The 26,347-nt window shown below is 68.2% G+C and carries 27 protein-coding genes; 11 read left to right on the forward strand and 16 right to left on the reverse strand.

Annotation, left to right across the window (positions count from 1 at the left end; all coding sequences use genetic code 11):
• Window positions 1–10 precede the first annotated feature (10 nt).
• Window positions 11–817: a class I SAM-dependent methyltransferase gene (locus tag AC5RUK_RS05585; protein WP_493989577.1), complete on the reverse strand. Its 807-nt coding sequence runs from the start codon at window positions 815–817 to the stop codon at window positions 11–13.
• 346 nt (window positions 818–1,163) lie between these two features.
• On the opposite strand from AC5RUK_RS05585, the gene dnaK reads away from it, so the two are divergent.
• From dnaK to AC5RUK_RS05605, 4 genes are all read left to right on the forward strand, one after another.
• Window positions 1,164–3,038, forward strand: coding sequence for a molecular chaperone DnaK (dnaK, locus tag AC5RUK_RS05590; protein ID WP_493989576.1), 1,875 nt, complete (start codon window positions 1,164–1,166; stop codon window positions 3,036–3,038).
• A 2-nt stretch (window positions 3,039–3,040) separates the two neighbouring features.
• Complete coding sequence (locus tag AC5RUK_RS05595; RefSeq protein WP_494151610.1) at window positions 3,041–3,706, forward strand: nucleotide exchange factor GrpE; 666 nt, start codon at window positions 3,041–3,043, stop codon at window positions 3,704–3,706.
• Window positions 3,707–3,838: 132 nt separating this feature from the next.
• Window positions 3,839–4,810 (forward strand): DnaJ C-terminal domain-containing protein, encoded by a 972-nt coding sequence (locus AC5RUK_RS05600; protein ID WP_493989574.1) that lies wholly within the window; start codon window positions 3,839–3,841, stop codon window positions 4,808–4,810.
• A 69-nt stretch (window positions 4,811–4,879) separates the two neighbouring features.
• On the forward strand, window positions 4,880–5,302 hold the full coding sequence (locus AC5RUK_RS05605; RefSeq protein ID WP_493978112.1) for a heat shock protein transcriptional repressor HspR: 423 nt from the start codon (window positions 4,880–4,882) through the stop codon (window positions 5,300–5,302).
• A gap of 82 nt (window positions 5,303–5,384) precedes the next feature.
• Here the strand turns inward: AC5RUK_RS05605 and AC5RUK_RS05610 are convergent, their stop codons facing one another.
• Window positions 5,385–5,945 carry a COG4315 family predicted lipoprotein gene (locus AC5RUK_RS05610; RefSeq protein WP_494107499.1) on the reverse strand — a complete coding sequence of 187 codons (561 nt, stop codon included), beginning with the start codon at window positions 5,943–5,945 and terminating at the stop codon, window positions 5,385–5,387.
• Between the two features lie 282 nt (window positions 5,946–6,227).
• Between AC5RUK_RS05610 and AC5RUK_RS05615 the strand changes: the two genes are divergently transcribed.
• Together AC5RUK_RS05615 and AC5RUK_RS05620 are read left to right on the forward strand one after the other, a co-directional pair.
• Entirely contained in the window at window positions 6,228–6,725 is a 498-nt protein-coding gene (locus AC5RUK_RS05615; RefSeq protein ID WP_493989572.1) for a sigma-70 family RNA polymerase sigma factor, read from the forward strand.
• Window positions 6,722–7,381: an anti-sigma factor family protein gene (locus AC5RUK_RS05620; protein WP_493989571.1), complete on the forward strand. Its 660-nt coding sequence runs from the start codon at window positions 6,722–6,724 to the stop codon at window positions 7,379–7,381. Before AC5RUK_RS05615 ends, AC5RUK_RS05620 begins: the two co-directional genes overlap by 4 nt.
• Window positions 7,382–7,414: 33 nt before the next feature.
• Here AC5RUK_RS05620 and trmB read toward each other — a convergent pair whose 3' ends face one another.
• Window positions 7,415–8,326 carry a tRNA (guanosine(46)-N7)-methyltransferase TrmB gene (gene trmB, locus AC5RUK_RS05625; protein ID WP_493989570.1) on the reverse strand — a complete coding sequence of 304 codons (912 nt, stop codon included), beginning with the start codon at window positions 8,324–8,326 and terminating at the stop codon, window positions 7,415–7,417.
• 237 nt (window positions 8,327–8,563) lie between these two features.
• Here trmB and AC5RUK_RS05630 point away from each other — a divergent pair, with 237 nt between their 5' ends.
• Window positions 8,564–10,273 (forward strand): DEAD/DEAH box helicase, encoded by a 1,710-nt coding sequence (locus AC5RUK_RS05630; protein WP_494107500.1) that lies wholly within the window; start codon window positions 8,564–8,566, stop codon window positions 10,271–10,273.
• A 221-nt stretch (window positions 10,274–10,494) separates the two neighbouring features.
• Window positions 10,495–10,926 carry a YccF domain-containing protein gene (locus tag AC5RUK_RS05635; RefSeq protein ID WP_493989568.1) on the forward strand — a complete coding sequence of 144 codons (432 nt, stop codon included), beginning with the start codon at window positions 10,495–10,497 and terminating at the stop codon, window positions 10,924–10,926.
• A gap of 53 nt (window positions 10,927–10,979) precedes the next feature.
• Here the strand turns inward: AC5RUK_RS05635 and AC5RUK_RS05640 are convergent, their stop codons facing one another.
• Window positions 10,980–11,450 (reverse strand): pyridoxamine 5'-phosphate oxidase family protein, encoded by a 471-nt coding sequence (locus AC5RUK_RS05640; RefSeq protein WP_494107501.1) that lies wholly within the window; start codon window positions 11,448–11,450, stop codon window positions 10,980–10,982.
• A 229-nt stretch (window positions 11,451–11,679) separates the two neighbouring features.
• On the opposite strand from AC5RUK_RS05640, the gene AC5RUK_RS05645 reads away from it, so the two are divergent.
• A complete protein-coding gene (locus AC5RUK_RS05645; RefSeq protein WP_493989566.1) occupies window positions 11,680–12,246 on the forward strand; it encodes a YceI family protein in 567 nt (188 codons plus the stop codon).
• Between the two features lie 32 nt (window positions 12,247–12,278).
• Here the strand turns inward: AC5RUK_RS05645 and AC5RUK_RS05650 are convergent, their stop codons facing one another.
• Both AC5RUK_RS05650 and AC5RUK_RS05655 read right to left on the reverse strand, forming a co-directional pair.
• On the reverse strand, window positions 12,279–12,836 hold the full coding sequence (locus AC5RUK_RS05650; protein WP_494107502.1) for a HutD/Ves family protein: 558 nt from the start codon (window positions 12,834–12,836) through the stop codon (window positions 12,279–12,281).
• Window positions 12,837–12,855: 19 nt separating this feature from the next.
• Window positions 12,856–13,392 (reverse strand): GNAT family N-acetyltransferase, encoded by a 537-nt coding sequence (locus tag AC5RUK_RS05655; protein WP_494107503.1) that lies wholly within the window; start codon window positions 13,390–13,392, stop codon window positions 12,856–12,858.
• 214 nt (window positions 13,393–13,606) lie between these two features.
• Between AC5RUK_RS05655 and clpB the strand changes: the two genes are divergently transcribed.
• Window positions 13,607–16,231 (forward strand): ATP-dependent chaperone ClpB, encoded by a 2,625-nt coding sequence (gene clpB, locus AC5RUK_RS05660; protein ID WP_494107504.1) that lies wholly within the window; start codon window positions 13,607–13,609, stop codon window positions 16,229–16,231.
• Window positions 16,232–16,311: 80 nt separating this feature from the next.
• On the opposite strand, the gene AC5RUK_RS05665 is transcribed toward clpB, so the two are convergent.
• Window positions 16,312–17,505: a septum formation family protein gene (locus tag AC5RUK_RS05665; protein ID WP_494107505.1), complete on the reverse strand. Its 1,194-nt coding sequence runs from the start codon at window positions 17,503–17,505 to the stop codon at window positions 16,312–16,314.
• 263 nt (window positions 17,506–17,768) lie between these two features.
• Here AC5RUK_RS05665 and AC5RUK_RS05670 point away from each other — a divergent pair, with 263 nt between their 5' ends.
• On the forward strand, window positions 17,769–17,999 hold the full coding sequence (locus tag AC5RUK_RS05670) for a DUF3073 domain-containing protein (protein ID WP_494107506.1): 231 nt from the start codon (window positions 17,769–17,771) through the stop codon (window positions 17,997–17,999).
• Window positions 18,000–18,175: 176 nt separating this feature from the next.
• On the opposite strand, the gene AC5RUK_RS05675 is transcribed toward AC5RUK_RS05670, so the two are convergent.
• The 9 genes from AC5RUK_RS05675 to AC5RUK_RS05715 form a co-directional block, all read right to left on the reverse strand.
• Entirely contained in the window at window positions 18,176–18,964 is a 789-nt protein-coding gene (locus AC5RUK_RS05675; protein WP_494107507.1) for an anti-sigma factor, read from the reverse strand.
• Entirely contained in the window at window positions 18,964–19,545 is a 582-nt protein-coding gene (sigK, locus tag AC5RUK_RS05680; RefSeq protein ID WP_493989652.1) for an ECF RNA polymerase sigma factor SigK, read from the reverse strand. Before sigK ends, AC5RUK_RS05675 begins: the two co-directional genes overlap by 1 nt.
• 166 nt (window positions 19,546–19,711) lie before the next feature.
• Window positions 19,712–20,401 carry a fasciclin domain-containing protein gene (locus AC5RUK_RS05685; protein WP_493989559.1) on the reverse strand — a complete coding sequence of 230 codons (690 nt, stop codon included), beginning with the start codon at window positions 20,399–20,401 and terminating at the stop codon, window positions 19,712–19,714.
• A 135-nt stretch (window positions 20,402–20,536) separates the two neighbouring features.
• Window positions 20,537–22,087, reverse strand: a complete 1,551-nt coding sequence (locus AC5RUK_RS05690) for a molybdopterin-dependent oxidoreductase (protein WP_494107508.1) — start codon at window positions 22,085–22,087, stop codon at window positions 20,537–20,539.
• 85 nt (window positions 22,088–22,172) lie between these two features.
• A complete protein-coding gene (locus AC5RUK_RS05695; protein ID WP_494107509.1) occupies window positions 22,173–22,658 on the reverse strand; it encodes a 2'-5' RNA ligase family protein in 486 nt (161 codons plus the stop codon).
• Window positions 22,659–22,762: 104 nt separating this feature from the next.
• Window positions 22,763–23,878, reverse strand: a complete 1,116-nt coding sequence (gene purM / locus AC5RUK_RS05700) for a phosphoribosylformylglycinamidine cyclo-ligase (protein WP_494107510.1) — start codon at window positions 23,876–23,878, stop codon at window positions 22,763–22,765.
• A complete protein-coding gene (purF, locus tag AC5RUK_RS05705) occupies window positions 23,875–25,428 on the reverse strand; it encodes an amidophosphoribosyltransferase (protein ID WP_493989555.1) in 1,554 nt (517 codons plus the stop codon). The genes purM and purF overlap by 4 nt, the downstream gene beginning before the upstream one ends.
• Before the next feature lie 72 nt (window positions 25,429–25,500).
• Complete coding sequence (locus AC5RUK_RS05710) at window positions 25,501–25,956, reverse strand: hypothetical protein (RefSeq protein ID WP_494107511.1); 456 nt, start codon at window positions 25,954–25,956, stop codon at window positions 25,501–25,503.
• A 10-nt stretch (window positions 25,957–25,966) separates the two neighbouring features.
• Window positions 25,967–26,329 carry a sterol carrier family protein gene (locus tag AC5RUK_RS05715; RefSeq protein WP_493989553.1) on the reverse strand — a complete coding sequence of 121 codons (363 nt, stop codon included), beginning with the start codon at window positions 26,327–26,329 and terminating at the stop codon, window positions 25,967–25,969.
• Window positions 26,330–26,347: the final 18 nt, after the last annotated feature.

Genomic DNA, 26,347 nt, shown 5'->3' on the forward strand with positions numbered 1-26,347 from the left:
GCCGGCGGGATCAGGGTTTGCGGGCCAGGATCTCGCCGTTGGGAATCAGGAACCACGCATCCGGGGCAGCTGCCCACGTCAGCCAGCCGCGGGCAATCCGTTCCAGCCCGGCCCGGTCGATCAGCCCCCGCTCCAGCGACTGTTCCGCGTAGCCGGAGTGCAGGACCCGTTCGGACCACACGTCGCCCTGCCAGCGGCGCTGCTCCTCGGTGGCGTACAGCCAGTTGGACGACGACGGAGTGATGTCGTGGAAGCCTGCCGCCTGCGCCCAGGAGATGAGGCGCCGGCCGGCATCCGGTTCCGCACGGTTGCCGCGGGCGAGCTGCTGGTAGGTGTCCATCCAGTCGTCGAGTTCGGGTAGTTCCGGGTACCAGCTCATGCCGTGGAAGTCGGCGTCCCGGACGGCCACGATGCCGCCGGGCTTGACCACACGCCGCATCTCGTAGAGCGCGGCGACCGGGTCGGTCAGGTGCTGGAGGACCTGGTGGGCGTGCACCACGTCGAAGGTGTCGTCGTCGAACTCGAGGTCGTAGATGTTGCCGGCCACGAAGGTGGCGTTCTCGATCCCGCGCAGGGCGGCGAGTTCGGCCGCCTGGGTCAGGACGTCGTCGGACCGGTCCAATCCGGTCACCTGTCCCGGGGCCACCCGTTCTGCCAGATCCACGGTGATGCTGCCCGGGCCGCAGCCCACGTCCAGCAGCATCATCCCGGGCTTGAGCTCCGGCAGCAGGTACGCCGCGCAGTCCTCGGCGGTCCGGATCGCATGGGCTTTGACCACGCTCTTGTGGTGTCCGTGGGAGTAGACCTCGTCCTTCATAGTGGGAGACTACTCCGCGCCCCCGCGGCCATGTAGCTGCCGTGCCGGAATGTTGCGCTATTTGTCGGCCGCGGTGACCTCGGAACAGGCGGCTTCGGTGGCGGCGATGATGTCCGGCAAAATCTCCGCCCGCCGCTGCCGCCCCGCCGCGGGCCCAGGGAACCAATCGAGCAAAACTTGAGTCCGGTTCGCTCAACTTGATTGACAAAGCGGGAGGCGCGGGTAAACTTGAGTGCAGAAGGCTCACATCGGCTGCCGCTCATGCGGCGCCGCCCGGGTACGCCCGGGTGTCGGGCCGCCACAGTAATCAAGGCCGCGAAAGCGGCCGCAAAGGAAGGACACGCGTATGTCTCGTGCAGTAGGTATCGACCTCGGAACCACCAACTCCGTTGTTTCTGTTCTGGAGGGTGGCGAACCCACCGTCATCGCCAACGCCGAGGGTGGCCGCACCACGCCGTCCGTCGTCGCGTTCTCGAAGTCCGGCGAGGTGCTGGTCGGCGAGATCGCCAAGCGCCAGGCCGTCAACAACATCGAGCGCACCATCGCCTCGGTCAAGCGCCACATGGGCACCGACTGGAAGACCGAGATCGACGGGAAGAACTACACCGCGCAGGAAATCTCCGCCCGCATCCTGCAGAAACTCAAGCACGACGCCGAGTCCTACCTGGGCGAGAAGGTCACCGACGCGGTCATCACCGTTCCGGCCTACTTCAACGACGCCGAGCGCCAGTCCACCAAGGAAGCCGGCGAAATTGCTGGCCTGAACGTGCTGCGCATCGTCAACGAGCCGACCGCAGCCGCCTTGGCCTACGGCCTGGACAAGGGCAAGGAAGACGAACTGATCCTGGTCTTCGACCTCGGCGGCGGCACCTTCGACGTGTCCCTGCTGGAAGTCGGCAAGGACGAGGACGAATTTTCCACCATCCAGGTCCGCGCCACCTCCGGCGACAACCGCCTGGGCGGCGACGACTGGGACCAGCGGGTGGTCGACTTCCTGCTGAAGCAGGCCAAGTCCAAGGGCGCCGACCTGTCCAAGGACAAGATCGCCCTGCAGCGACTGAAGGAAGCGGCCGAGCAGGCCAAGAAGGAACTGTCCTCGGCTTCCTCCACCAACATCTCCCTGCAGTACCTCTCCGTCACGCCGGAGGGACCGGTGCACCTGGACGAGCACCTGAGCCGGGCCAAGTTCCAGGAACTGACCGCGGACCTGCTCGAGCGCACCAAGAAGCCGTTCCACGACGTCATCACGGAAGCCGGCATCAAGGTCTCCGACATCGACCACATCGTGCTGGTCGGCGGTTCCACCCGCATGCCCGCCGTCGTCGAACTGGTCAAGGAAATGGCCGGCGGCAAGGAGCCGAACAAGGGCGTGAACCCGGACGAGGTCGTGGCCGTGGGTGCTGCCCTGCAGGCCGGCGTCCTGAAGGGCGAGCGCAAGGACGTGCTGCTGATCGACGTCACCCCGCTGTCGCTGGGCATTGAGACCAAGGGCGGCGTGATGACCAAGCTGATCGAGCGCAACACCGCGATCCCGACCAAGCGGTCCGAGACCTTCACCACCGCCGATGACAACCAGCCGTCGGTGGCCATCCAGGTCTTCCAGGGCGAGCGCGAGTTCACCCGCGACAACAAGCCGCTGGGCACCTTCGAGCTGACCGGCATCGCGCCGGCGCCGCGCGGCGTGCCGCAGGTCGAGGTCACCTTCGACATCGACGCCAACGGCATCGTGCACGTGTCCGCCAAGGACAAGGGCACCGGCGCCGAGCAGTCGATGACCATCACCGGCGGCACCGCGCTGTCCAAGGACGACATTGACCGCATGGTGCGGGAGGCCGAAGAGCACGCCGCCGAGGACAAGAAGCGCCGCGAGGCCGCCGACGTCCGCAACTCGGCCGAGCAGCTGGCCTACTCCGTGGACAAGCTGCTCGCCGACAACGACGACAAGCTGCCCGAAGAGGTCAAGACCGAGGTCAAGGCCGACGTCGACGCCCTGAAATCCGCACTGGAAAAGCAGGACAACGACGACGAGGTCAAGGCCGCGTTCGAGAAGCTGCAGGCATCCCAGACCAAGCTGGGCGAGGCCATCTACTCGCAGGCGCAGGCCTCCGGCGCGGCCGGTGACGGTGCAGCCGCCGGTGACGGTTCCTCCGAGGCCGGCTCCGGCGCGGCCGACGAGGACATCGTGGACGCCGAAGTGGTCGACGAAGACGAGAAGAAGTAACCATGGCCGAAAAGGGTAACGAAGAAGAACACCAAGCAGAGCCGGTGAACTTCCGCGACAACCGCAAGATCGATCCGGAAACCGGACAGGTCCGCGGCGCCGCTGGAGCCACTGGGAACGCCGGGCAGGCCGCTGGAGGAACCTCCGCGGCCGGCCCGGGCGCCGACGCCGACGCGCTGGCACAGGCGGAGCAGATCCTGAACGGGGCCGAGGTCCCGGCGGGGGAATCTGTTGCCCAGGGGACCACGTCGCAGGAAGCCGAGGAACTGAAGAACGATCTGCTCCGGCTGCAGGCGGAGTACGTGAACTACCGCAAGCGGGTGGAACGCGACCGCGCCGTGGCCGGCGAGATGGCCGTCATCGGTGTGCTGAACTCGCTGCTGCCCGTCCTGGACGACATCGACGCGGCGCGCCAGCACGGCGATCTCGCGGACGGACCGTTCGCGGCCATTGCCGCCAAGCTGGACGGCGTGCTCAAGACCTACGGCCTGGCCCGCATCGAGGAGACCGGCGTCGAATTCGACCCGAACATCCACGAGGCCTTGATGCAGCAGCCCGACGCCGAGGTGGAAATGGACACCGTCAGCCAGGTCCTGCGCCTGGGCTACAAGGCCGGCGACCGCGTGCTGCGCGCGGCCCAGGTAGTGGTAGCCGTACCGGCGGAATGACACCGGCAGGGGGCGCCCCGGCGCCCAGCCGCAGATGATGACGGGTTGGCCTCCGGACCGCCGGAGGCCAACCCGTCATCGTCCGGGCGTCAGTACCCATAGACTTTGTGACAACTGAAAGGAGGCGCCTGCATGGCTAGCCAGGACTGGGTCGAGAAGGACTTCTACAAGATCCTCGGTGTCTCCAAGGACGCATCCGATGCGGACATCAAGAAGGCGTACCGCAAGCTCGCGCGGACCCACCATCCGGATACCAACCGGGGGGATGAAGGTTCGGAAAAGAAGTTCAAGGACATCTCCGAGGCCTACTCGGTCCTCTCGGACCCGGGGGAGCGCGAGCAGTACGACGCGATCCGCGCCATGGGCAGCGGTGCGCGCTTCAGCGCCGGGGGACCCGGCAGCGCCGGCGGGCCGGGCGCGGGCGGCTTCGAGGACATCTTCGGCAACCTGTTCGGCCAAAGTACTCGCACCCGCGCCGGCTCCGGGGGCACCGTGCCGCCGGAGTTCGCCGATCTGTTCGGCGGGTTCGGCGGTTTCCCGCAGCAGCAGCAGCCGCCGCGCAGGGGAGCAGACCGCACCGCGACCACCAGCATTTCCTTCGCCGGTTCCATTAATGGAACCACCATCGGGTTGCGCGAGCCCAGCGGCGAGGTGATCGACGTGCGGATCCCGGCCGGGATCAAAGACGGCCAGAAGGTCCGCGTCCGCGGCAAGGGCCAGCCCGGCCCCGCCGGCGCGGGAGACCTGATGGTGACCGTTAACGTCAAGCCCCACCCGTTTTTCCAGCGCGACGGCGACAACATCCGGATCCACGTCCCGGTCACGTTCCCGGAGGCCGCGCTGGGCGCGCAGATCGACGTGCCGACCCTGACCGGTGAATTCGTCAAGGTCAAGGTGCCGGCAGGAACACCCTCCGGCCGGACGCTCCGCGTGAAGGGACGCGGGGTGAAGACCTCGAAGAACACCGGCGATTTGCTCGTGACCATCGACGTGGTGGTCCCGCAGAACCTTGGGAAAGAGGCCCAAGAAGCAGTCAACGCCTTCGCGGCGGCGACTGCCGGGTCCGACCCGCGCGGGAATCTTGCCGCCAAGGCCAGGTTGTAGCGGGCGGAAGTTGCAACCGGCCGGGACAGGCCGGACGGGAAACGCGCGAAGCGCAGGAGGGAGAGCACCATGAGCATCGATATGAATGCGCCGATCTTCGTGATTTCGGTTGCGGCCGAACTGGCGGACATGCACCCGCAGACCCTGCGCCAGTATGACCGTCTCGGCCTGGTCTCTCCGTCGCGCCAGCGGGGCAGGCAGCGCCGCTATTCGCAGAAGGACGTGAACACCCTGCGCGAGGTTCAGCGGCTCTCCCAGGAAGGCGTCTCGCTGGAAGGGATCAAGCGCATCCTCCAGCTGGAAAACGAGGTCGCCGCCCTCAAGGCCCAGGTCCGGGACCTCTCCGAGGAGCTGATGGCCAGGCAGCGCCGGGGCACCGACTCCAGCCGGGTGTTCGCCGCAGGCCTGGCCGGGGACGTGGTGACGTTGGCCCGCGGCCAGCGGCCGCGTCCGCGCAGCCAGGCGCTGATGGTCTGGCGTCCGCAGCGCTGATCCGTTCGGCCGGCGCCCGTGATCGAACGCCCGCAGCTGCCGGTCCCAAGCAGGCGGCTGCGGGCAGGATGGCGGCGTTGAGCTACTTGATCATGTCGCCGTCCGGGGCGACCACGTACCAGACGTCGTTAACGCCCTGGCCGGTGGTGTCTCCCGGGGCCTTGTCTTGGGCCCAGTAGTAGATGGGCATGCCGTTGAGGGTCACCTGCTGCTGCCCGTCGGGGGTGTCGATGAGGCCCACCTCGGCGGTGACACCGTCGAGTTCCGGCTCTTCCTCGGCCAGTACGGGTGGCCACGCGGCCAGGCAGTCGCCCGTGCAGGCGCTTTCGCCGGAGTCCGGGACGTCCTTGGTGAAGTAGTAAACAGTCATGCCTTCGCCGTCCACCACGATTTCGCCCAGGTCGGAATCGGCCGTGGTCAAGGTGGAGGCAGCTCCGGGTGCCTGTGCGCCGCCGGTCTGCCCGCCGTCTGTCTCCGGCGCCGCCGGCGTGGTCATTCCGGGGGTGCCGGCCGTCGGCGTCCCGGCTGCCGGCGGTGCCTCCGGGCCGGCGGGCGTTTCCGTACCCGAACCGCCTCCGCAACCGGCGAGGCCCAGCATGGCAGCGCCCAGCAGGGCTGTCGCTGCTGTCTGTGTGATTTTCATGGGGCTTCCTTTGCCGTCTCCCGGGCGCTGCCCGGAGCGTGGTGCCGCGGGGCGCGGCCCGCTATTGGCAAAGACGCCGGCCGCGCCCACAATGGTTCAACGTTGGGCGAGGAAATCCCGTGGGCTGGATGAACCGGAACGCCGCCGCCGTCGTCGTACCCGGTAGAAAGCCGCGCGGGGACGTTCCGACCGCCGGTGAGGCGGCAGGGGCGCCGGCAGGGAGGAGGCCGACGTTCCGACCGCCGGTGAGGCGGCAGGGGCGCCGGCAGGGAGGAGGCGGCCGTGGCATTGGACGACGAGGCCGTGGCCCGCCTCTACCGCGACCATGCCACGGCGCTGCGACGGTTCGTGCGCGCCGCGACCTCCGACGCGGACCAGGTAGAGGACGTGGTGCAGGAGACGATCCTGCGGGTGTGGAAGCGCGGCCCGGACACCGACAACATGCGCGGCTACCTGTACCAAACCGCCCGGCACGTCATTATCGACGGCTACCGGCGCCGCACCCGGCGGCCGGGCGAGACCGGACTGGGCGAGGACGAGCCGGCCATCGAAGAAGACCAGGTGGAGCGGCTCCTGCTCCGTGTGGTCGTGGAGGAAGCCCTGGCACGGATCAGCCCCGACCACCGCAACATCATCCTCGCCCTGCACTACCAGCGGCTCACCTCGTCCGAAGCCGCCCGGTCGCTGGGCATTCCGCTGGGCACGGTGAAGTCGCGGGCGTTCTACGCGGCCAAGGCCCTGCGGGCCGTACTGGACGAGATGGGGGTGGGGCAGCCGTGAACACCAACGAGGAACAGCACCAACTGCTCGGCCTTTACATCCTGGGTGGGCTGGACCGCCGCGAACGGGCGGGCTTCGAAGAACACCTGGCCTCCTGCGCGGCGTGCCGCAGGGAAGCCGCCGAACTGGAATCGCTGCCCGACCTGCTGGACGCGCTGCCGCGCGACGCAGCGTTGGAGCTGGCGGCGCCGTCGCAGCATGAAGTCGAGGAACGCACCCGGGAACTGGTGGATGAACTGGCCAACCGGCGGCGGAAGGAACGACGGCGGTGGGCCGGGTTGGTGGCGGCCGTGGCGGGCGTCTGCCTGGTCGCCGGGGCGGCCATCGGACCGTTGCTGACCCAGCAGCAGCAGCAGCAGCCGACCGAGAGTTATGTGATGACTGCCGACGGCGGCCTGCAACTGGAGCTGGCGCTGGTACACAAGGCCTGGGGCACCGAGATGCAGGTAGCGGGGGAGCAGCTGCCCCGGGACGGCCTGCTCACGCTGTGGGTGACCGGAGACACCGGCTACACCTACCAGGTGGCCTCCTGGCAGGCGACGCCGGCGGGCCGCGCCACGCTCACCGCAGCCTGCGCCATGGACACCGACGAGATCGTCCAGGTGGAACTGCGCAACGGGGCGGACGCAACGCTGGCGGCCGTGGCCACGGACTGAGCAGAGCAGGCCCGAAAACCCGGTCCCTGCGGATCAGTTCCGGCGGTAGGCGAGGTCGAAGATCATCCGGCCTGCGTCGTGGGCCTTCTGCTCGAAGCTGGTCATGGTGCGGCCGTCGAAGCGGGGTGCCCAGCCGCCGTGCTCGTCCATGCCTTCACCGGTGCTGGCATTGCCGGTACTGACCGGGATCTTACCTTCACGCACCGGGGCGCCGCCCACCACGCCTTCCACGCCGCTTTCCCAGACCTGGGTCAACGGGCTGTCCTTGCCGGTGCGCTCGCCGGCATGCAGGTTGCGGAAGTCCGGCGAGGCATCCGCGACGCGGCGCATCTGGATCGCGTAGTCGGACCAGTCGGTGGCCAGCCGCCAGATCCCGCCCGGCTGCAGGACGCGGGCGGCAAGGCCCGCGAAGCTCTCCTGCACCAGCCGGCGTTTGTGGTGGCGGGTCTTGTGCCACGGGTCGGGAAAGAACACCCAGAGTTCGGCCACCGAGGACTCGGGCAGCATGGTCGCGAGGGCGTCCGGGGCGTTGACCTGCGCCACACGCACGTTGGACAGGCCGTGCTGTCCGATCCGCAGCAGGGTCTGCGCCAGCCCCGGCCGGTAGACCTCCAGGGCCAGGAAGTTCCACTCCGGGTGCTGCTCCGCGGCATGGCAGACGGCCTCGCCCAGGCCGGAGCCGATCTCCACGACCAGGGGTGCCTCGCGTCCGTAAGCTGCCGCCGCATCAAAGACATAGTTGGGGTCCACGGTGGTGTCGCCGCCGTGTCGCGGGAGGTCCACGGCGAACTTCGGGCCGTATTCGTCCCAGGCCTGCTGGCGGCGGCCCTGCAGCCGTGAGCCGCGGCGCACAAAGCTGACCGGACGGGCGAGGTGGGTGGGCTGCGTGAGGCGCGCACCGTCGTCGTTCACGGAAAAATCAGGGGTGGGGGAGTCGCTGGTCATCCCCACCAGCGTATCGCCCGTGCGCGGGCGGCCCGGACGTGCTGTTAGACTGGTACCACTCGGAGGCGCAGTTTGACGCGTTTCCCTGCGTCGATGAACGCTTTCAATTGCACCGCCGCTATCCGTCTAACGACGTGACCGGACAGATCCGGGCGGTTGGCACTGTCTGATTTTTCTTCGGCGACCCTGGGCTAACCTGCCGCGGGGACACTGACCGGAAGACATTCGCACTTTCTTATGACTACTTTTGTTGCCCTTGGCGTGCCCAAGTCCCTTGCTTCGAAACTCGCTGCCGATGGCATTGAAGCTCCGTTCCCCATCCAGACCGAGACCCTGCCCGATACGCTGGCAGGCCGGGACGTGCTGGGCCGCGGCCGCACCGGCTCCGGCAAGACGCTGGCGTTCGCGCTGCCGCTGGTGGCCAGGCTCGCCGAGCGCGAAGCCGCCCATTTCCGCAAACCCGGACGCCCGCTGGGCCTGGTCTTGGCGCCGACCCGCGAACTGGCCACCCAGCTCAACAACACCATTGAGCCCCTGGCGACCGAGCTGGGCCTGAACACCACGGTGATCTACGGCGGCGTGTCGCAGCAACGCCAGGAAAAGGCGCTGCGCGCCGGCGTCGACATTGTGATTGCCTGCCCGGGCCGGCTCGAAGACCTGATGAAGCAGAAGATCATCACGCTGGAATCGGTGGAAATCACCGTCCTCGACGAGGCCGACCACATGGCCGACTTGGGCTTCCTGCCCGTGGTGAAGAAGCTGCTGGACACCACGCCGGCCGGCGGCCAGCGCATGCTGTTCTCCGCGACCTTGGACAACGGCGTGGACAAGCTCGTGCAGCGTTACCTGTCCAGCCCCCTGACCCACTCTGTGGACGACCCGCAGGCCGCGGTCACCACCATGGAACACCACGTGCTGGTGACCCGCGATGCCTCCGAAAAGAAGCAGGTGCTCAACCGGCTGGCCGCCGGTGCCGGGCGCCGCGTGCTGTTCACGCGCACCAAGCACCACGCCCGCAAGCTGGCCAAGGCCCTCACCGACGCCGGCATCCCGGCGGTGGACCTGCACGGCAACCTGTCGCAGAACGCCCGCGACCGCAACCTCGCAGAGTTCTCCTCCGGAAATGTGCGCGTGCTGGTCGCCACGGACGTGGCCGCCCGCGGCGTGCACGTGGACGACGTGGAACTGGTGATCCACGTGGATCCGCCCACCGAGCACAAGGCGTATCTGCACCGTTCCGGCCGTACCGCCCGCGCCGGTTCCGACGGTACCGTCGTGACCCTGGCGCTGCCGGAACAGCGGCTGGAAGTCGGCAAGCTGATGAAGGCCGCCGGTGTGGACGTAGCCTTCGAAAGCGTCACGGCTTCCTCTGAGCTGCTGGCGAACCTGGTGGGTGAGGTGGCCGCCCCCGTGGATCCGCAGTTGCGGGCCCAGCAGCAGGCAGCGAACCTGCCCCAGCGCGGCGGCGGCACCTCGACCGGCGCCAACGCCCAGCGCAAGCGGGCCATGCGGTCCGGCGGCCGCGGCGGACGGACCCGTTCCGGTGAAGCCCGTTCCGGTGAGGCCCGCCAGGCCTCCGGCGCCGCCCGCGCCGGCGGCCCGGAGAACGGCCAGCGCCAGCCGGCCCGCGGCGAAAACCGCGGCCAGGCCGGCCGGGACGTTGCCGCCCGCAGCCACGGCAGCCACCGCAGCGCCGCAGGTTCGGAGTCCGCCGGACGCCGCGGCCAGTCGGGCACCGCAGCAGGCGGCCGCGGCTCGGGGCCGGCACGTTCCGGCGGCCCGGCCCGAGCGGGCGGCGCACAGCGCACCGCCGGCGGTCCGCAGCGCTCCGCGGCCGGCACCCGGCCGGTCTTCCGGTCGGAGACTCCGGCGGCCGAGCGTCCGGCCCGCCGTGGCCCGCGCCGCGCCACTGCACCGGCTTCGCAGGAAAAGCGCCGGACAAGCTAAGCCGGGCGCACAGCCGAACGCCGCAGGGCGGCCCCCTCCGTACGGAAGGGGCCGCCCTGCGGCCTTTTTGCGTCCGGAGAGGGCGAGGTCCCGTAGTGCTGCTGCCGCGATCCTTCCCCCCCCGGTCGCGAGGTCCACGGTTTCCGTCCAAACGACAAACAGGGGGACACTCAGGGGGATCCCGTATGGCGGCCGACCGCCTCACTGGCCAGAATGGTGGGATGAAGGCACTTCTGAACGTTATCTGGCTCCTGTTCGGCGGCATCTGGCTGGCGCTGGGCTACTTCCTGGCCGGCATCGTCTGCTGCCTGCTGATCGTGACGATCCCCTTTGGCATCGCCTCGTTCCGGATCGCGGGCTACGCGTTGTGGCCGTTCGGCCGCATGGTGGTGGACCGCGGCGGGCGCACCTACTTCATGTCCACCGTGGGGAACATCATCTGGTTGCTGGTCGCCGGCATCTGGATCGCGATCGGGCATGTGCTGACCGCCGTGGCGCAGGCAATCACCATCATCGGTATTCCGCTGGCGATCGCGAACCTCAAGATGATTCCGGTGTCGCTGACGCCGCTGGGCAAGGAGATCGTGTCCACCGACCGCGCGTTCCCGGGGTATGTTCCCGGCTATCAGCCGGGCGCCGTTACGTGGCGCTGACCGGCCGAGGATGTTGACCGGCCGAGCTTGTTGGCCGGCGGTCCCAGGGCGGGCTACTCGATCTGCAGGCGGCGGCTGTCACTGAGCCCCGGAATGCGGCGGGCTGAAGCCGGCACCACAAAACGCCGTCCGGTGACCACCGTGGGAACGATGCGGACGAAGTTGTTCTTTTCGCCCGACTGCCACGGGAACAGCGGCAGCATGGCCGATTCCAGGACTTCCTCAATGGTGTCCATCCGCTCGGCGCTGCCGCGCGCCACTGCGCTCCAGGCGACGCCCGTGGTCGGATCAAAGCCGTCCACCTCCAGAACCACTTCGCCGGCAAGGGCGGCATCGAGCTTGGTGCCCGGGGCGGAGCGGAACACGATGCTGCCGTTGTCCACGACGTAATTGACCGGAAAGATCTCCGGGTGGGAATCGACGACGACCCCGAGCCGGCCGAAGTCGGCGCTGCGGAACAATTTCCAGCAATCGGCCACAGGCAGCTGTGTCGTCGATGAAGGCAGCTCGTTCGCGGCGGTCATGGTTTCAGTCTATTGATGCCGCAGCGGCGGGGATAGGGTGCGCATCGCGCCCGCCACGCGCCGCTGCGGGCCGCTGCAGCGGCCCGAAATACACGCGCCGATGTGGTGCAATGCGTCCCATTATGTGTTGCAATTACCACACGAGCCGCACGCGGCTGAAGGGGACGGCCAGGCGCATCCATCTGGCTTTTGGGGAGGGCAGTGCCTGTGCCAGAGGAGGAGCGCTGCCATGTCCGAACTATCTCCTGATCTATCCGGCGAGTGGCGGTTCGATCCGGCGCATACGCGGATTGGATTTTCCACCCGCCATGCCATGGTGACCAAAGTCCGGGGTGCGTTCAACGACGTGGAAGGCATCATCCAGGCCGACGTGGACAACCCGGCCAATTCGTCGGTCAAGGTCACGATCAAGGTTGCCAGCATCGATACCCGCAGCCCGCAACGCGACGAGCATCTGCGCACCAACGACTTCTTCGATGCGCCGAACTACCCGGAGATCACATTCGTCAGCACCCGCATCGACCAGGTGGAAAGCGCAAACTTCATTGTGAACGGCGACCTGACCATCCGGGGCATCACCAAGCAGGTAGCGGTTCCGATTGACTTCATCGGCGTGGAGCGGGACCCGGGCGGGCAGCTCCGGGCCGGCTTTGAAGGCTCCCGGCGCATCGACCGGCAGGAGTTCGGCGTCAAATGGAACACGGCACTGGACTCGGGCGGCATGCTGGTCTCGGACCGCGTGATGCTGGAGTTCGAGGTCTCAGCCGTCAAGGTCGAGGACACAGCCGCGCAGTAAGCAACCGGCGCGATCGGATAATCCGCCCGCACTCAGTTCCCGGCCTGGTAGACCGACACCAGTGCCGCGAAACCGCGCCCGCTGACCTCGGCAGTCCCTGAGCCGACCACGGTGTCGTAGGTATCCAGTGGCCGGGCCGTGCCGTCCGCCGTCGCCTGTGCCTGGCCCTGCAGCAGCACCAGGAACTGTCCGTCGGCCAGCTGCAGCGGCTGTTTCTTGGACAGCTCGACGATCAGCAGGCCGGCGCCCCAGGCCCCGCGGCGGGTCATGACGTTCAGCGCGCGGCACGGTCCCGTGGGCAGGCTGCAGTCCGTGCTGCTCCCGCCGTCGAAGCGGAAGGGGCGGTAGCGTTCCATCCGGTGCTGGCTGCCGTCTACGGTCAGGAAGGCGACGTCGCCGTCCACGACGGTGAATATCCGGTCCACGCCCGGGTATTCGGAGAAGCTGCCGTCCGACGTGATGTCGGCCAGGCTCAACCGCCAGCCGGGGAACCCGTCCGGGCCGACGTCACCGGCCGCCAGATCCCTGGTCACGCCGCCGCCGTTCCGCCACCGCTGTTCCTTCAGCGCGGCTGCGCGAATGATCTCCATGGGACTCCTTGACCGGATGTTAAAGCTGCCGGTCCCAGTTCAACACATAAGCGTCCTGGTAACCGTCCGCGCCGCTGACCGCCGCGGCCGCGTTCCGTTCGAAGCCCAGCGACTGGACGATGCGCAGCGACGCGGTGTTGGCCGGATGGACCAGCGCCAGGATCGGCGGCAGTTCCAAGAACTCGTTGACATGGGCGACGACGGCGGCCACCGCCTCGCGCCCGTAACCGCGGTGCCACAAGGCGGGGTCGAAACGGTAGTAGAGACTGAGCACCGGGCGGCCGTACAGCGCCACGTGCTTGACCCCGGCAAAGCCGATGGGGTCTTCGCGGCCGGGCAGGCGGACGGCGAAGTAGCCAACCCCGTGGTCCTCCCACTGCGCTTCCCAACGCTGGAAAAGGCCCTCGGCCTCCTCGTTCCAGATCAGCGCGTCGGAAGGATTGAACCGCGTGGTGCGCCGGTCGGAGAGGATCCGGAACATGGCGCTGATGTCCTCCGGCGTCGGCTGGTTCAGTAGCAACCGGGCGGTCTCCAGCATGGTTTCCGTCGTGGCCACCTCCGTCCTGCTTCCCGCACGTCCCCGATACAGCCTATTCGCCGGACGCCCTTCCGGGCAGGCCGCCGGAGCGACAAGATGGTTCGTGGGCAAGCAGGCTCCGCAACCTGTGGATAACTTTACTTCCAAACTTGAGTGAGGTAGACTCAACTTAGTTTTCAGGCCAGCACTGAGGGGCTGGCCAGAACCATTCCGGAGCGAACGGAGACAAGAATTGGACGCTAAATTCACCACCAAGAGCCAGGAAGCGCTGTCCGCTGCGGCCATGAACGCCTCGACGGCGGGCAATCCGCAGATCGAGCCCGCCCACCTGCTCAAGGCCCTGATGGACCAGCGCGACGGCGTGGCCGTTGCCGTGCTGAAGTCCGCCGGGGCCGATCCGGACTCGGTGAGTGTCCAGGCGAGCACCGCGATCAAGGCGCTGCCGGCGTCATCGGGCTCCTCCGTGGCGCAGGCGCAGTACTCCCGGGGACTCCTCAAGGCGGTCCAGATCGCTCGGCAGGAGTCGGAGAAGTGGGGGGATACCTATGTGTCCACCGAATTTCTGCTGCTGGGCCTCGCGGCGGACAGCGCCGCCGTCGGAAAGATTTTGCGCGACGCCGGCGCCTCCCATGAGGCGCTCCTCGCTGCCCTGCCGGGCGTGCGCGGCGACCGGAAGGTCACCAGCGCCGATCCGGAGAACACGTTCCAGGCGCTGGAGAAGTTCGGCACCGACCTGACCGCCATCGCGCGTGCCGGGAAGCTGGATCCGGTGATCGGCCGGGACGCGGAAATCCGCCGCGTGGTACAGGTGCTCTCGCGCCGCACCAAGAACAACCCCGTGCTGATCGGCGAACCCGGGGTCGGCAAGACCGCCGTCGTGGAGGGCCTGGCCCAGCGGATGGTGGCCGGCGATGTGCCCGAATCGCTGCGCGGCAAGACGCTGATGTCGCTGGACCTCGCGGCCATGGTTGCCGGCGCCAAGTACCGGGGCGAGTTCGAGGAACGGCTGAAGGCCGTGCTGGAAGAGATCAAGAACTCGGACGGGCAGATCGTCACCTTCATCGACGAGCTGCATACCGTCGTCGGCGCGGGCGCCTCCGAAGGGTCGATGGATGCCGGCAACATGCTCAAGCCGATGCTGGCCCGCGGCGAGTTGCGGCTGATTGGCGCCACCACGCTGGACGAGTACCGCGAGAACATCGAAAAGGATCCGGCGCTGGAACGGCGCTTTCAGCAGGTTTATGTGGGGGAGCCGAGCGTCGAGGACACCATCGGCATCCTGCGCGGACTCAAGGAGCGCTACGAAGCGCACCACAAGGTGTCGATCGGGGACTCTGCCCTGGTGGCCGCCGCCACGCTGTCCAACCGCTACATCTCCGGCCGGCAGCTGCCGGACAAGGCCATCGACCTGGTGGACGAGGCCGCCTCCCGGCTGCGGATGGAGATCGATTCGGCGCCCGAGGAGATCGACCAGCTGCGCCGCGCCGTCGACCGCCTCACCATGGAAGAACTGGCGCTGGCCAACGAGACGGACGCAGCCTCCCGGGAACGGCTCGAGGCGCTGCGGGCGGACATGGCAGACAAGAAGGAGCAGCTGGCGGCCCTGAACACCCGGTGGGAGGCGGAGAAGGCCGGGCTGAACAAGGTGGGCGACCTGAAGGCCAAGCTGGACGAGCTGCGCTCGCAGGCGGACAAGTCCCAGCGCGAGGGCGACCTGGCCGAGGCCTCCCGGATCCTCTACGGGGAGATCCCGACGCTGGAAAAGGAGCTGGCCCAGGCACAGGCAGCCGAGGAGCAGGGCGGCGCCGGCCGGGACCAGATGGTTTCCGAAGAGGTGACCGCCGACGACATTGCCGAGGTCATCTCCGCGTGGACCGGCATCCCCGCCGGCCGCATGCTGCAGGGCGAAAGCCAGAAGCTGCTGCAGATGGAGGAGTTCATCGGCTCGCGGCTGGTCGGCCAGTCCAAAGCCGTTGCCTCGGTCTCCGACGCGGTACGGCGCGCCCGGGCGGGCATCAGCGACCCGGACCGGCCCACCGGCTCGTTCCTCTTCCTGGGCCCCACCGGCGTGGGCAAGACCGAGCTCGCCAAGGCGCTGGCGGACTTCCTGTTCGACGACGAACGGGCCATGGTCCGGATCGACATGAGCGAGTATTCGGAAAAGCATTCCGTTTCGCGCCTGGTCGGTGCCCCTCCGGGCTACGTGGGCTACGAAGAAGGCGGGCAGCTGACCGAGGCCGTCCGCCGCCGCCCGTACTCCGTGGTGCTGCTGGACGAGGTGGAAAAGGCCCATCCCGAGGCCTTCGACATCCTCCTGCAGGTGCTCGACGACGGACGCCTCACCGACGGGCAGGGCCGCACCGTGGACTTCCGCAATGTGATCCTGGTGCTGACCTCCAACCTCGGCTCGCAGTTCCTCGTGGACCAGACGATGGACGCGGACAAGAAGCGCGAAGCAGTGCTGAACGTGGTGAACGCCAGCTTCAAACCGGAGTTCCTCAACCGGCTGGATGACGTGATCGTCTTCGACCCGCTGAGCATCGAAGAACTGTCCCGCATCGTGGATCTGCAGGTGGCGTCGCTGGCTGCGCGGCTGGCCGAACGCCGGTTGACCCTCGAGGTCACGGACGCGGCCCGCGAATGGCTGGCCCTGACCGGCTTCGATCCCGCCTACGGGGCCCGGCCGCTGCGGCGGCTGGTCCAGCGCGAGATCGGCGACAAGCTGGCCCGCGGCCTGCTCGCGGGCGCGATCAGCGACGGCGACACCGTGCTGGTGGATGTACCGGAGATCGACGTCGACGGCGGGGCCGGCGGCCTCACCGTCCAGTCGAAGGTTGGCGCGGTCCGGGGCAGCTGACCCCGAGCCTCGGCCGAGTCCCCCAAAGGAAGTCCGGCGGCCCCGCACAGCGGCGGCCGCCGGACTATTTCATCCCCGGGTCACTGGTCGACGAGCGATCCGGTGATGTCCTGGCCCTCCTCGGCGATCTTGAAGCAGTCGATCCTGCGGTCGCCCTGCGCCCACGTCTCCTTCGAAGGCATGCCGTAGGAGTCCTTGAGATCCGGCTGGTCCGCCGCGGAGTCGTTCAGGGCGACGGCGGTGCAGACCTCCTGCGCCTTGATGTTCAGTTCGTCGGCGCCCGGGAACTCTTCGTCGTCCCCGTAGGAGAAGGTGCCGACCAGCTGCGCCGTATGCGGCGTGTCGCAGGTGACGACCGTCGCTTCTCGCATCACGGCTTCGAATTCGGTGAAGCATTGGCCCTGCTGGAAATCGAACGGCGAGACGTTCTCCGCCACGACGCCGTCCCCGTTGGGCGTCTGTGCGGCGGTTTGCGACGACGCGGGACTGGCCGCCCCGCCGGCGGGCGAGCCGCTGGTCAGGCTGGAAACGATCATGGCGATAATCACGATGGCCACGATGACGACCGCGCCGATGATGACCAGCGGCTTCCAGTCCATTTTCCGCGCCGGGCCCGCGGCGGGATCGCCGGCGTCGTCGCCACCGGCGCCGTTGCGGCGCAGGCCGTTGGCCGCGGTGGTATACCACTTCTTCTCCGGCGCGGAGCCGTCGGTGCCGGGCCGCGCGGAGTCCCAATCCGACGGCGGGACAGCTGGAGCCGGCGACGCCGGTGCCCCCGCTCCGGCGGCGGCCCCATGGGCAGGGGTCCGAGGCGCCGCTGGCTCCGAGGTTTTCGGTGCGCCGGCGTCGTGGGCAGGGGTCGAGGAGGTGTCGGGCTGCGAGGTGTCCGCCGGGCCGGTGACAGGGGTGGCCGGCGCACCGCACGCCGCGTCTCGGTCGCCGGCTGCTGCACTGTCCGCCGGGACGTGATCGCCCGCGGGTGCTCCCGCAGGCGCGGTGCCGCGGGCCTTGATGGCAGGGTCCTCGCGGGTGCCGCCCACCAGTTGGCCGGCGGCGTCGGCTTCCTTCTCCACCTCTTCGGCTTCGGCGGCAGCCTTGGCCAGGTCGGCCTCGGCCGCGGCATCCTCACTGATGCGGGCCGGGCCCAGTGTCGGCTCGGCCAGCTCTACCTCGTCGGCGCTGACGCGCAGGCTGGGATCGGATACCTCGAGGTCCTCGGGGCGCTCCAGCGGGGGCCTCCCGTCGTCGTCAGGCCGTTTGTCCTGTTCGCTCATGGGGAAACTTGCCTTCCGTGCGTGTTGTCCTCCGGCGGGAGGGGAGAACCGGTCCACGATGACTTTAGCCAACAATCCCGCGTCGCCGCACGATTTCGTCGTATCGGCGACCGGGAGGCCGCCTCGCGGCCACTGTTCGCCTGCCACGAGCGGTCGGGAAAACCATGTACCCTATAGGTACGACAGAATTGATCAATTATTCCGGGGCCTCGTGCGCTAGTCGTGCGACCACTTCCGGATCGACGTACAAAGGGGGTCACGCCATGGGGCGCGGCCGTCAGAAGGCAAAAGCAACCAGGCAGGCCCGGGACATGAAGTATTTCAGCCCGGCCACTGACCTGACTGCTCTCCAGCGCGAACTCGGCGCTGCGAAACGCCATAACTCCGACACGTTTTCCGAGGAGCCATATGAGCCGGACTACTCGGACTACGAGGACAAGTACGCAGATCAATACGACGACGACGAAGGTCGCGGCAGCCGCAGCGTAGGTTAGCCGGCTTCGGTCATTTCCTCCCGAACGGGAGTCTTCCGCCTGCAGCACGTCCCGTGCGCCGATCCTTGTTGACCGCACAGCGGCATGGCAAGCCGCCCCGTCATGCTTCCACCATGACGGGGAACACGCTCATGCCCGCGCGGCGGACAAGCCTTCCACCCTGGCGGTGACAGGCCTTAGAGTTCCTGCAGCAGGATGGGATCGGTGGTCGGCTGGGGCGAGCCCCCGGCTGGTTCTACCGTGAGGCCCACGTGGGTCGCGCCTGAAATGTCCTCCAGCATGTTCATGCTGGTTTGCCCCGTGGCTTGGATAAGACCTGCAGGTATGGCCCCCTCGGCGGAAATCAGCCACAGTTCGTAGGTGCGGTCCTCCGCCAGCGCAGGCAGGCCTTCGGTGATCACCGCTGCTTTGCCGCTCTGGGCCGAGACCGCGATGTTGACCACCGCACCATCCGGCAAGCGGCCCGGTATCACCTTTGCATCCCGGGCCATCAGGACGGACAGGACTTCAGCCTGCTGGTCGGCGAGAGCCTGCAGGTGCTGCTCGGTCCGTGCCTGGTCATTCGCCAGGCCCACGGCCCAGCCGCCCAGGGCAGCCGCGGTGACCAGCAGGATGCCCGCCGCTGCGCCCAGCCAGAGCACCGCCGTCGTACTCCCGGGCGCAGCCTTTTCGCGGCCGGCGCCGGTTTCCCCGGCCTTCCGTCGGTCACCGAGGTCCGTCACGACCTCATTTACCGGCAGCTGCCGGGTGTTCCGGATGGAGGACATGACCTTGTCCTTGAGCTCCGGCGGTGGGGCCACGGCCGGAGTGCCGTAGGCCAGCAGGGCCGCGGTCTCGCTGAGGCCGCGCACCTCCTCGCGGCTGTCCTCGTTGAACAGCGCGTGGCGTTCGAAGGCCGCGCGCTCGTCGTCGTCCAAGGCGTTGAGGGCGTACGCGCCGGTCAACAGATGCAACTGCTCGTCCATCACGCCACTCCCAACTTGTCCCGTAAGCGGATCATTCCGTCCCGGATCCGCGTCTTCACTGTTCCCACCGGAATATGCAGCATGGTGGCCACCTCCCGGTGCGTATGGCCGCCGTAGTAAGCCAGCTTGATGGCTTCGCGCTGGTTGTCCGTCAGCGCATCAAGCGCCTTGGCTACACGTTCAGACTCGAGCCGAAGTTCCACCGTACTGGCGACGTCATCGTAGCTCGCCTGGTATTCCTTGACCCCTTGCCGCAGGTCCCGGTCTGCGCTGGCCTGGCTGGAGCGGACCCGATCCACGGCCCGCCGGTGTGCGATCACCAATATCCACGAGAGGGCCTTGCCCCGATCGGCATCGAATCGTCCGGCCTGCTGCCAGACCTCCACGAAGACTTCCTGGGCAACCTCCTCGCTTTGGGCGGGGTCGCGGACCACGCGCCGCACCAGGCCGAAGATCGTGGGCGCCACGGCATCGTAGAGTGCCTCGAAAGCGGCTTCATCGCCCAGTGCCACGCGGCGGATGAGTTCCTCCTCCGTCGCTGGTCCGGCCGACTCCACCGACCGCAGCCATGGCAATCGCATGGGGTCAAGGTTCTCACGTCCGCCCGCCACGGTGCACCTCCTGACTCCTGGTTTCGGCAGATTATGCCCTGCTGCAGCCGCCTGCTGTTGCCTGGCCAAGGTACGACGGCGGCTTCGGGCCGCCGTCGTACCTTCCCCATCACTCCCCTAAGGGGAGGGCATCGGCCTACTTGGCCGGCGGCATCAGCACCGAGTCGATCAAGTAGACGGTGGCGTTCGCGGTCTGTACGCCGCCGCAAACCACCATGGCGTCGTTGACCATCAGTTCATCGCCGCTGCCGGTCACCTCCAAGGAACCGCCCTGCACGGTGGCGTGCTCGCCGGCGATGTCTTCCGGCGCCAGCTGGCCTTCCACCACGTGGTAGGTCAGGATGCTGGTCAACATGTCCGCATCCGCCTTGAGCGTGTCCACCGTTTCGGCGGGAATCTCCTCGAAGGCGGCGTCCACCGGCGCGAAGACGGTGAATTCACCGCTGTTCAGCGTGTCCACCAGATCCACGTCGGGATTAAGCTTGCCGGAGACGGCAGCCGTGAGTTGGGTCAGGATTGGATTGTTGGAGGCGGCGACTGCGACGGGATCGGCGGCCATTCCTTCCACCGAGCCGGCGCCGTCGGGAACCTGTGCTGCGTAGTCGGCGCAGCCGGGTCCGACCAGGTTCGCCATCGGGTCTCCCGTGTCGGTGCCGGAATCCTCCGGCGCCATCGACTCGGTTGTCATGGAGTCGGGGCCGTTGGTCTCTTCGCTGGCGGCGCCGGGAGCATCCGTCTCACCGGAACCGCCGCAGGCGGCCAGTCCCAAGCCTGCAACCGCTACGAGTCCCAGTGCTGCAAACGTCCTGTTGGTGTTCTTCAACATCGCTTTTCTCCTTACCGGGTCGGCGGCAGCTGCCGCCCTGTCCCGGCGGTGAAACCCTCCGGGCTGTCGTCAAGTATTCGGAACGGGACCGGGGCCGGATTGGATATTGAGGAAAAGTTTTCGGCAGGGCAGGGCTCAGGGCTCGACGGTGACGGAGATGGAATGCCAGCCGGAGGCGCCGTTCGGGATGGGGTCTGCCCGTTCCGGGGTCTGCAGCCCCTCGGCGGAATCGTAGGCACGCACCCGCAGGTAATGCTGGCCGGACACCGCCTCCCAGTTAAAGGACCACTGACGCCACGTGTCGACGGTGGCTTCGGCGGCGAGGACGGCCTTCCGCCAGGGTCCGTCATCCACCTGGATTTCAACGCGGTCAATGCCCCGCTGTTGGGCCCAGGCCGTTCCGCCCACTGCCACCTTGCCGGCCGGCACACGGGCGAACGGCCGCGGTGCCTCGATCCGTGACGCCGTCTTGATCGGCGCGCGCTCGGACCACCCGCGGTCCGTCCAGTAGGCGGTCTTGTCCTGGAACCGGGTGACCTCCAGATCCACAACCCATTTGGTGGCCGACACGAAACCGTAGAGACCCGGGACCACCATGCGCACCGGAAAACCGTGCTCCAAAGGCAGCGGCTCGCCGTTCATGCCGACGGCCAGCAGGGCATCGCGGCCGTCCGTCAGCGCTTCCAGCGGAGTGGAGGCGCTGAAGCCATCGGCGCTGGTCGAGAGCACCATATCGGCGCCGGGCAGCGGACGTGCCCGGTCCAGTAGCTGAGCCAGGGGGTAGCCGAGCCACGTGGCGTTGCCGGCCAGCTCGCCGCCCACCGCGTTGGAGACGCAGGTCAACGTCACCCGCGATTCGACGAGGCGGGAGGCCAGCAGTTCGGCGAAGGACAGGGTGAACTCCTCTTCCACCATGCCATGGACCCGCAGCTGCCAGGCCGCCGGGTCCACTTCCGGTACCGCCAGCGCGGTGTCGATCCGATAGAAATCAGCGTTCGGCGTCACGAAGGGGACGACGCCCTGCACCGGTGCCTGCACTCCCGGCGGCAGGGCTTCCGCGGGGAGCGCAGGGGCCGGCAGGCGCAAGGCACGGCGGATCTCCTGGACGCCCCCGCGCACTCCCTTGAGCGCCGCGCCGCCGGCTGCCATGACGGCAGCGCCCACGCTGAGGACGGCGGCGGCGGCAAAAAAGGAGCGCCGGGAGGGCGGCAGTCCGCTACCCGGACCAGTCACGGAGGATTGCGGTGAAAGCCGGTGCACCAGCAGTCGGAGCGCGGCCAGCCCGGCCACGGTTCCTGCCGCCGTCGGCAGCAGATCGGGGAGTTCGGCGCCCGAACGGGTGATCACTGCCAGCGAGATCACGCCGCCCAGCAGCAGCACGGCGGCGGCGCCGTCCCGCCAGCGGCGCCGGGCGAGCAGCCCGACCGCGGCGGCCAGGACGGCCATCACGGTAGCCATCGCCACGATCAGGACGGTCTTGTCAGCCGTGCCAAAGGTGTCCACAGCGAAATTCTTTAGCCACGTTGGCGTGAAATCGATAAACGCTGCTCCCACGGCGACCAAGGGAGAAGCAGCGGGGCGGAACCACGTGCCCACCAGCTGTGCGGTGCCCAGCAGGATGCTGGCGGCAACGATTCCCGCGGTGGCCGCCGGGATGGATCGGGGCAACAGTTTGAGAGTCTTCACACCTCGTATTCGGAGCCGGGGCCGGCGCGTATTGGTCCGGCGCCGCAACCGCCCTGATCCATCCTGCGTTTGCTCCGACTCGGTGTCAGGCCGCCGGCCTAGCGTGTCCGTCCCAAACGGCGACGACCCTCCGGTTCTTCGGATCTCCATCGGGGCGCATGTCCACCAGGGCCGCCTGGCCAACGTGGACTGTGTCGCCGGCGTGGAGGCGGCCTTCTGCCTGATGGCTGACGTGCGGGCGGAAGTTCTCCCGCAGGTGGTGCGGACTCAGCAGGTGGACCTCATCACCCAACGCGTCGAGCAGGCTGTCGTGCAGCAACTGCAGCCGTGGTTCCGGCTCTACCAGCGAGACCGGCACGGATCCGCCCCGCCCGAAGAACGCGTCGGCGCCGATGCGCACGTCAAACCCCAGGCAGCCGGAGAGCGCCGGGCCAACGAGCCCGCCGACGGCCTCGGCCGGCTCCCGGGTATCGAAGCGGGCCAGCGTGATGTGCAGCGGCCACTGGCTGCGCGGGAACAGGTAGCCGGCGCTGACCGGCCTCACGAACGCCACCACTACATACGCACCCATCCGCCCAGTGTGCCACCGGGACCGGCGGGTGGGTATGCGGGAAACAAAGCCGCCCCTGCACCGGCGCGTTCGCGGTGCAGGGGCGGTCCGGTGTCCGGGCGGGCCTAGGCGTAGGAGTTCACCAAGTGGACGGCACCGCCGTCGACGCCCTTGGCGCCCTGGACAAAGTCGATGCCGCCCAGGGCCGGGTCAGCGGGACCCACCTGTCCCATCACCCACGCGGGCACGCCGCGCTCGTTCAGGCGCTGCACGGCGGCATCGGCACTGGCGCCGTCCACAATGGCAACCATGCCGACGCCGAGGTTCAGCGTCCGTTCCAGGTCGGCCTGCGGGACGTTGCCCAGCTCGCCGATGAGCTTGAAGATGGCCGGCAGCTCCCAGGTGGAACGGTCTACCGTGGCCATGAGTCCCTGCGGCAGCACGCGCGCGAGGTTCGCGGCCAGGCCGCCGCCGGTAACGTGGCTGAAGCCGTGGACGCCGGCAGCTTCGTAGCGGGCCAGATCCAGGCAGTCCGCCGCGTAGACGCGGGTGGGCTCCAGGAGTTCCTCGCCCAGCGTCCGGCCGAACTCGCTGACCTGCCGGTCCAGCGCCCAGCCGGCATGGTTGATCACGCGGCGAACCAGGGAATACCCGTTGGAATGGATGCCGGAGGAGGCCATGCCGATGACGACGTCCCCGTCCTTGACCCGCTCCGGGCCCAGCAGGTCGTCGGCTTCGACCAGGCCGGTAGCGGCGCCGGCAACGTCGTACTCGTGTTCGCCCAGCAGGCCCGGGTGCTCGGCGGTCTCCCCGCCCACCAGTGCGGTGCCTGCCACCTCGCAGGCGGCGGCGATGCCGCGCACGATGTCTGCGATCCGCTCCGGAACTACCTTGCCGCAGGCGATGTAGTCGGTCATGAACAGCGGCTCTGCCCCGACCACCACGATGTCGTCCACCACCATGCCGACCAGGTCGAAACCGATGGTGTCGTGGATGTCCATGGCCTGGGCGATGGCCACCTTGGTGCCCACCCCGTCTGTGGAGGTGGCCAGCAGGGGCTTGCGGTACTTCAGCAGTGCCGAAACGTCGTACAGGCCGGCGAAACCGCCGACCCCGCCGATGACATTGGCGTTGTGAGTGGCCTTGATGGCCCCCTTCATCAGTTCGACGGCCTTGTCGCCTGCCTCTACGTCGACGCCGGCGCTGGCGTAGGTGATCTGGCCCTGTTCGGGGGAGGTCATACTCGCTCTTTCTTGTCGTCGGCGGTCAGGAGCTTCTCCAGTTCCGAATCCGGCCCGGGGTCGCACGAGCCGTGTTCCTGTTCTGCGTCGCTGCGTTCCAGCAGGTTCTTGCCCAAGCGGTCCGCGGACGGCAGCTCGATCGGGTACTCGCCGGTGAAACACGCGGTGCACAGCCGCTCGCGGGGCTGTTCGGTCGCCTCGATCATGCCCTCTTCGGAGATGTACCCCAGGCTGTCGGCGCCGAGTGACGCCCTGACATCTTCGACCCCGATGCCGTTGGCGATCAGCTCGGCCCGGTTGGCGAAGTCGATGCCGTAAAAGCACGGCCACTTGATGGGCGGGGACGAGATGCGCACATGCACCTCGGCGGCCCCGGCTTCCCGCAGCATCCGGACCAGGGCCCGCTGGGTGTTGCCGCGGACGATCGAATCGTCGATCACCACCAGCCGCTTGCCCTGCACCACTGACCGCAGCGGGTTCAGCTTCAACCGGATGCCGAGCTTGCGGATGGTCTGGCTGGGCTGGATGAAGGTCCGGCCCACATAGGCGTTCTTGACCAGCCCCTGGCCATAGGGAATGCCCGACGCCTCGGCGTAGCCGATGGCAGCCGGTGTTCCGGATTCCGGCGTCGGAATCACCAGGTCGGCCTCGGCCGGGTGCTCCTTGGCGAGCTTCCGGCCCATCTCCACGCGGGCCGCGTGGATGCTGCGGCCGTTGATGGAGGTGTCCGGGCGGGCCAGGTAGACGTATTCAAAGACGCACCCGGCAGGCTTTTTCTCGGCAAAGCGCTGGGAGCGCAGGCCGTTCTCGTCGATGGCGATGAATTCGCCGGGTTCGACTTCGCGGACGAAGGATGCGCCCACGATGTCCAGCGCAGCAGTCTCGGAAGCGACCACCCAGCCGCGCTCCAGCCGGCCCAGCACCAGCGGGCGGACCCCGGCCGGGTCGCGGGCGGCGTACAGCGTGCCTTCGTCCATGAAGGTGAAGCAGAAAGCGCCGCGCAGCTTGGGCAGCAGCTCCAGGGAACGCTCCTCGAGGGTCTGTCCCTCCTCGCCGGCCATGAGCGCGGTGACCAGCGCGGTGTCCGTGGTGTTGCCTTGGGCCAGTTCGCCGCGGTCGGGCTTGCCGAACTTCTCCAAAACCTTCTCGTACAGTTCCGCGGAGTTGGTCAGGTTGCCGTTGTGGGCCAGCGCCACGGTGCCGGTGGCGGTGGCGCCCAGCGTCGGCTGCGCGTTCGCCCAGGTGGAGCCGCCGGTGGTGGAGTAGCGGCAATGGCCGACGGCGATGTGCCCGCTCAGCGTGTTCAGTGTGGTTTCGTCGAAGACCTGGGAGACCAGGCCCATGTCCTTGTAGACATTGATGCGTTTGCCGTCGCTGGTGGCAATACCGGCGGACTCCTGTCCGCGGTGTTGCAGGGCGTACAGGCCGTAGTAGGTCAGTTTTGCAACTTCTTCTCCGGGTGCCCAGACGCCGAAAACGCCGCAGGCGTCCTGGGGTCCCTTTTCGCCGGGGAGAAGTTCATGGGAGAGTTTTCCGTCACCGCGTGCCACCCGCCTATTCTCTCATGCGCCCGGCGCGCGGCCTCACCGAGGTGACGGGCATTACGGGCGCCCGCCGGCAGGCTACGCCGTGCGTTCGCCCTCGGCGTCGCCGTCGGTTTCGCCGTCCCGTTCGCGGGTGATGGCGGTGCTTCCGGCCCGGTCACCGGGCGTCTCCGGAAGGTCAGCGGGGCCCGAGGGATCCGCTGCGGGGTCCGCCGAATCTTCCTGCCCCGGTTCGGCAACCGCCGTCACGTGCTTCGCGCGCTTGACGCTGGCACGGTCGATCAGCAGGAACAGCAGCGATCCCACCAGGATGCCGCCCAAGGCAAACAGCACGGCCAGGAAGGCGAAAACGGTGCCGCGGGTGAACTCCTCGTTCTCCGGCCCGGTGTAAGCGGACACGGCGGCCAGCACGACGCCCAGCACGGCCCAGACAAAGATGAAGGGCGCAAACTTCGGCGCCCGGCGAACGGTGACGTCGCGGCGCTCCGGCTCGATGGGTCTGCGGTCGCGAGCCGGTTCTTGCTCAGAAGTCATACATTCCAGCCTACCGGGCGAAGAGCGGCAGCCTGTCCGCCAGTTCGGCCCGCAGCCCGGAGGCCGCCACCTTGCCCTCGGCGACGGCGGCGTCCCACCCGAGCGCGCCCGTCACGAGGGCCAACCAGGTGGCGGGGTCGGTTTCCACCACGTTCGGCGGTGTGCCCCGGGTGTGCCGGGGGCCCTCGATGCACTGGGCGACGCCGAACGGCGGCACCCGCACCTCGACGCTGTTGCCGGGGGCACGCTCGGCCAGTTCCTCCAAGGCGTACCGCACCGCCGTGGCAGTGGTCTTCCGGTCCGTGGCCCCGCCCCGCCACGCACCCAGGGCGGCGGTGCCCTCCTGAGCCGGGATCCGGCGTCGTACTCCCATCAAAAGGTCCTTCCGCGC

The organism is Arthrobacter sp. Y3223065, from assembly GCF_059090885.1.

Bases quoted from the DNA above. Each gene is read 5' to 3' on its own strand.
- AC5RUK_RS05585 (WP_493989577.1), bottom strand. From the start codon at position 817: ATGAAGGACGAGGTCTACTCCCACGGACACCACAAGAGCGTGGTCAAA.
- dnaK (WP_493989576.1), top strand. From the start codon at position 1,164: ATGTCTCGTGCAGTAGGTATCGACCTCGGAACCACCAACTCCGTTGTT.
- AC5RUK_RS05595 (WP_494151610.1), top strand. From the start codon at position 3,041: ATGGCCGAAAAGGGTAACGAAGAAGAACACCAAGCAGAGCCGGTGAAC.
- AC5RUK_RS05600 (WP_493989574.1), top strand. From the start codon at position 3,839: ATGGCTAGCCAGGACTGGGTCGAGAAGGACTTCTACAAGATCCTCGGT.
- AC5RUK_RS05605 (WP_493978112.1), top strand. From the start codon at position 4,880: ATGAGCATCGATATGAATGCGCCGATCTTCGTGATTTCGGTTGCGGCC.
- AC5RUK_RS05610 (WP_494107499.1), bottom strand. From the start codon at position 5,945: ATGAAAATCACACAGACAGCAGCGACAGCCCTGCTGGGCGCTGCCATG.
- trmB (WP_493989570.1), bottom strand. From the start codon at position 8,326: ATGACCAGCGACTCCCCCACCCCTGATTTTTCCGTGAACGACGACGGT.
- AC5RUK_RS05630 (WP_494107500.1), top strand. From the start codon at position 8,564: ATGACTACTTTTGTTGCCCTTGGCGTGCCCAAGTCCCTTGCTTCGAAA.
- AC5RUK_RS05635 (WP_493989568.1), top strand. From the start codon at position 10,495: ATGAAGGCACTTCTGAACGTTATCTGGCTCCTGTTCGGCGGCATCTGG.
- AC5RUK_RS05640 (WP_494107501.1), bottom strand. From the start codon at position 11,450: ATGACCGCCGCGAACGAGCTGCCTTCATCGACGACACAGCTGCCTGTG.
- AC5RUK_RS05645 (WP_493989566.1), top strand. From the start codon at position 11,680: ATGTCCGAACTATCTCCTGATCTATCCGGCGAGTGGCGGTTCGATCCG.
- AC5RUK_RS05650 (WP_494107502.1), bottom strand. From the start codon at position 12,836: ATGGAGATCATTCGCGCAGCCGCGCTGAAGGAACAGCGGTGGCGGAAC.
- AC5RUK_RS05665 (WP_494107505.1), bottom strand. From the start codon at position 17,505: ATGAGCGAACAGGACAAACGGCCTGACGACGACGGGAGGCCCCCGCTG.
- AC5RUK_RS05670 (WP_494107506.1), top strand. From the start codon at position 17,769: ATGGGGCGCGGCCGTCAGAAGGCAAAAGCAACCAGGCAGGCCCGGGAC.
- AC5RUK_RS05675 (WP_494107507.1), bottom strand. From the start codon at position 18,964: ATGGACGAGCAGTTGCATCTGTTGACCGGCGCGTACGCCCTCAACGCC.
- sigK (WP_493989652.1), bottom strand. From the start codon at position 19,545: ATGCGATTGCCATGGCTGCGGTCGGTGGAGTCGGCCGGACCAGCGACG.
- AC5RUK_RS05685 (WP_493989559.1), bottom strand. From the start codon at position 20,401: ATGTTGAAGAACACCAACAGGACGTTTGCAGCACTGGGACTCGTAGCG.
- AC5RUK_RS05695 (WP_494107509.1), bottom strand. From the start codon at position 22,658: ATGGGTGCGTATGTAGTGGTGGCGTTCGTGAGGCCGGTCAGCGCCGGC.
- purM (WP_494107510.1), bottom strand. From the start codon at position 23,878: ATGACCTCCCCCGAACAGGGCCAGATCACCTACGCCAGCGCCGGCGTC.
- AC5RUK_RS05710 (WP_494107511.1), bottom strand. From the start codon at position 25,956: ATGACTTCTGAGCAAGAACCGGCTCGCGACCGCAGACCCATCGAGCCG.
- AC5RUK_RS05715 (WP_493989553.1), bottom strand. From the start codon at position 26,329: ATGGGAGTACGACGCCGGATCCCGGCTCAGGAGGGCACCGCCGCCCTG.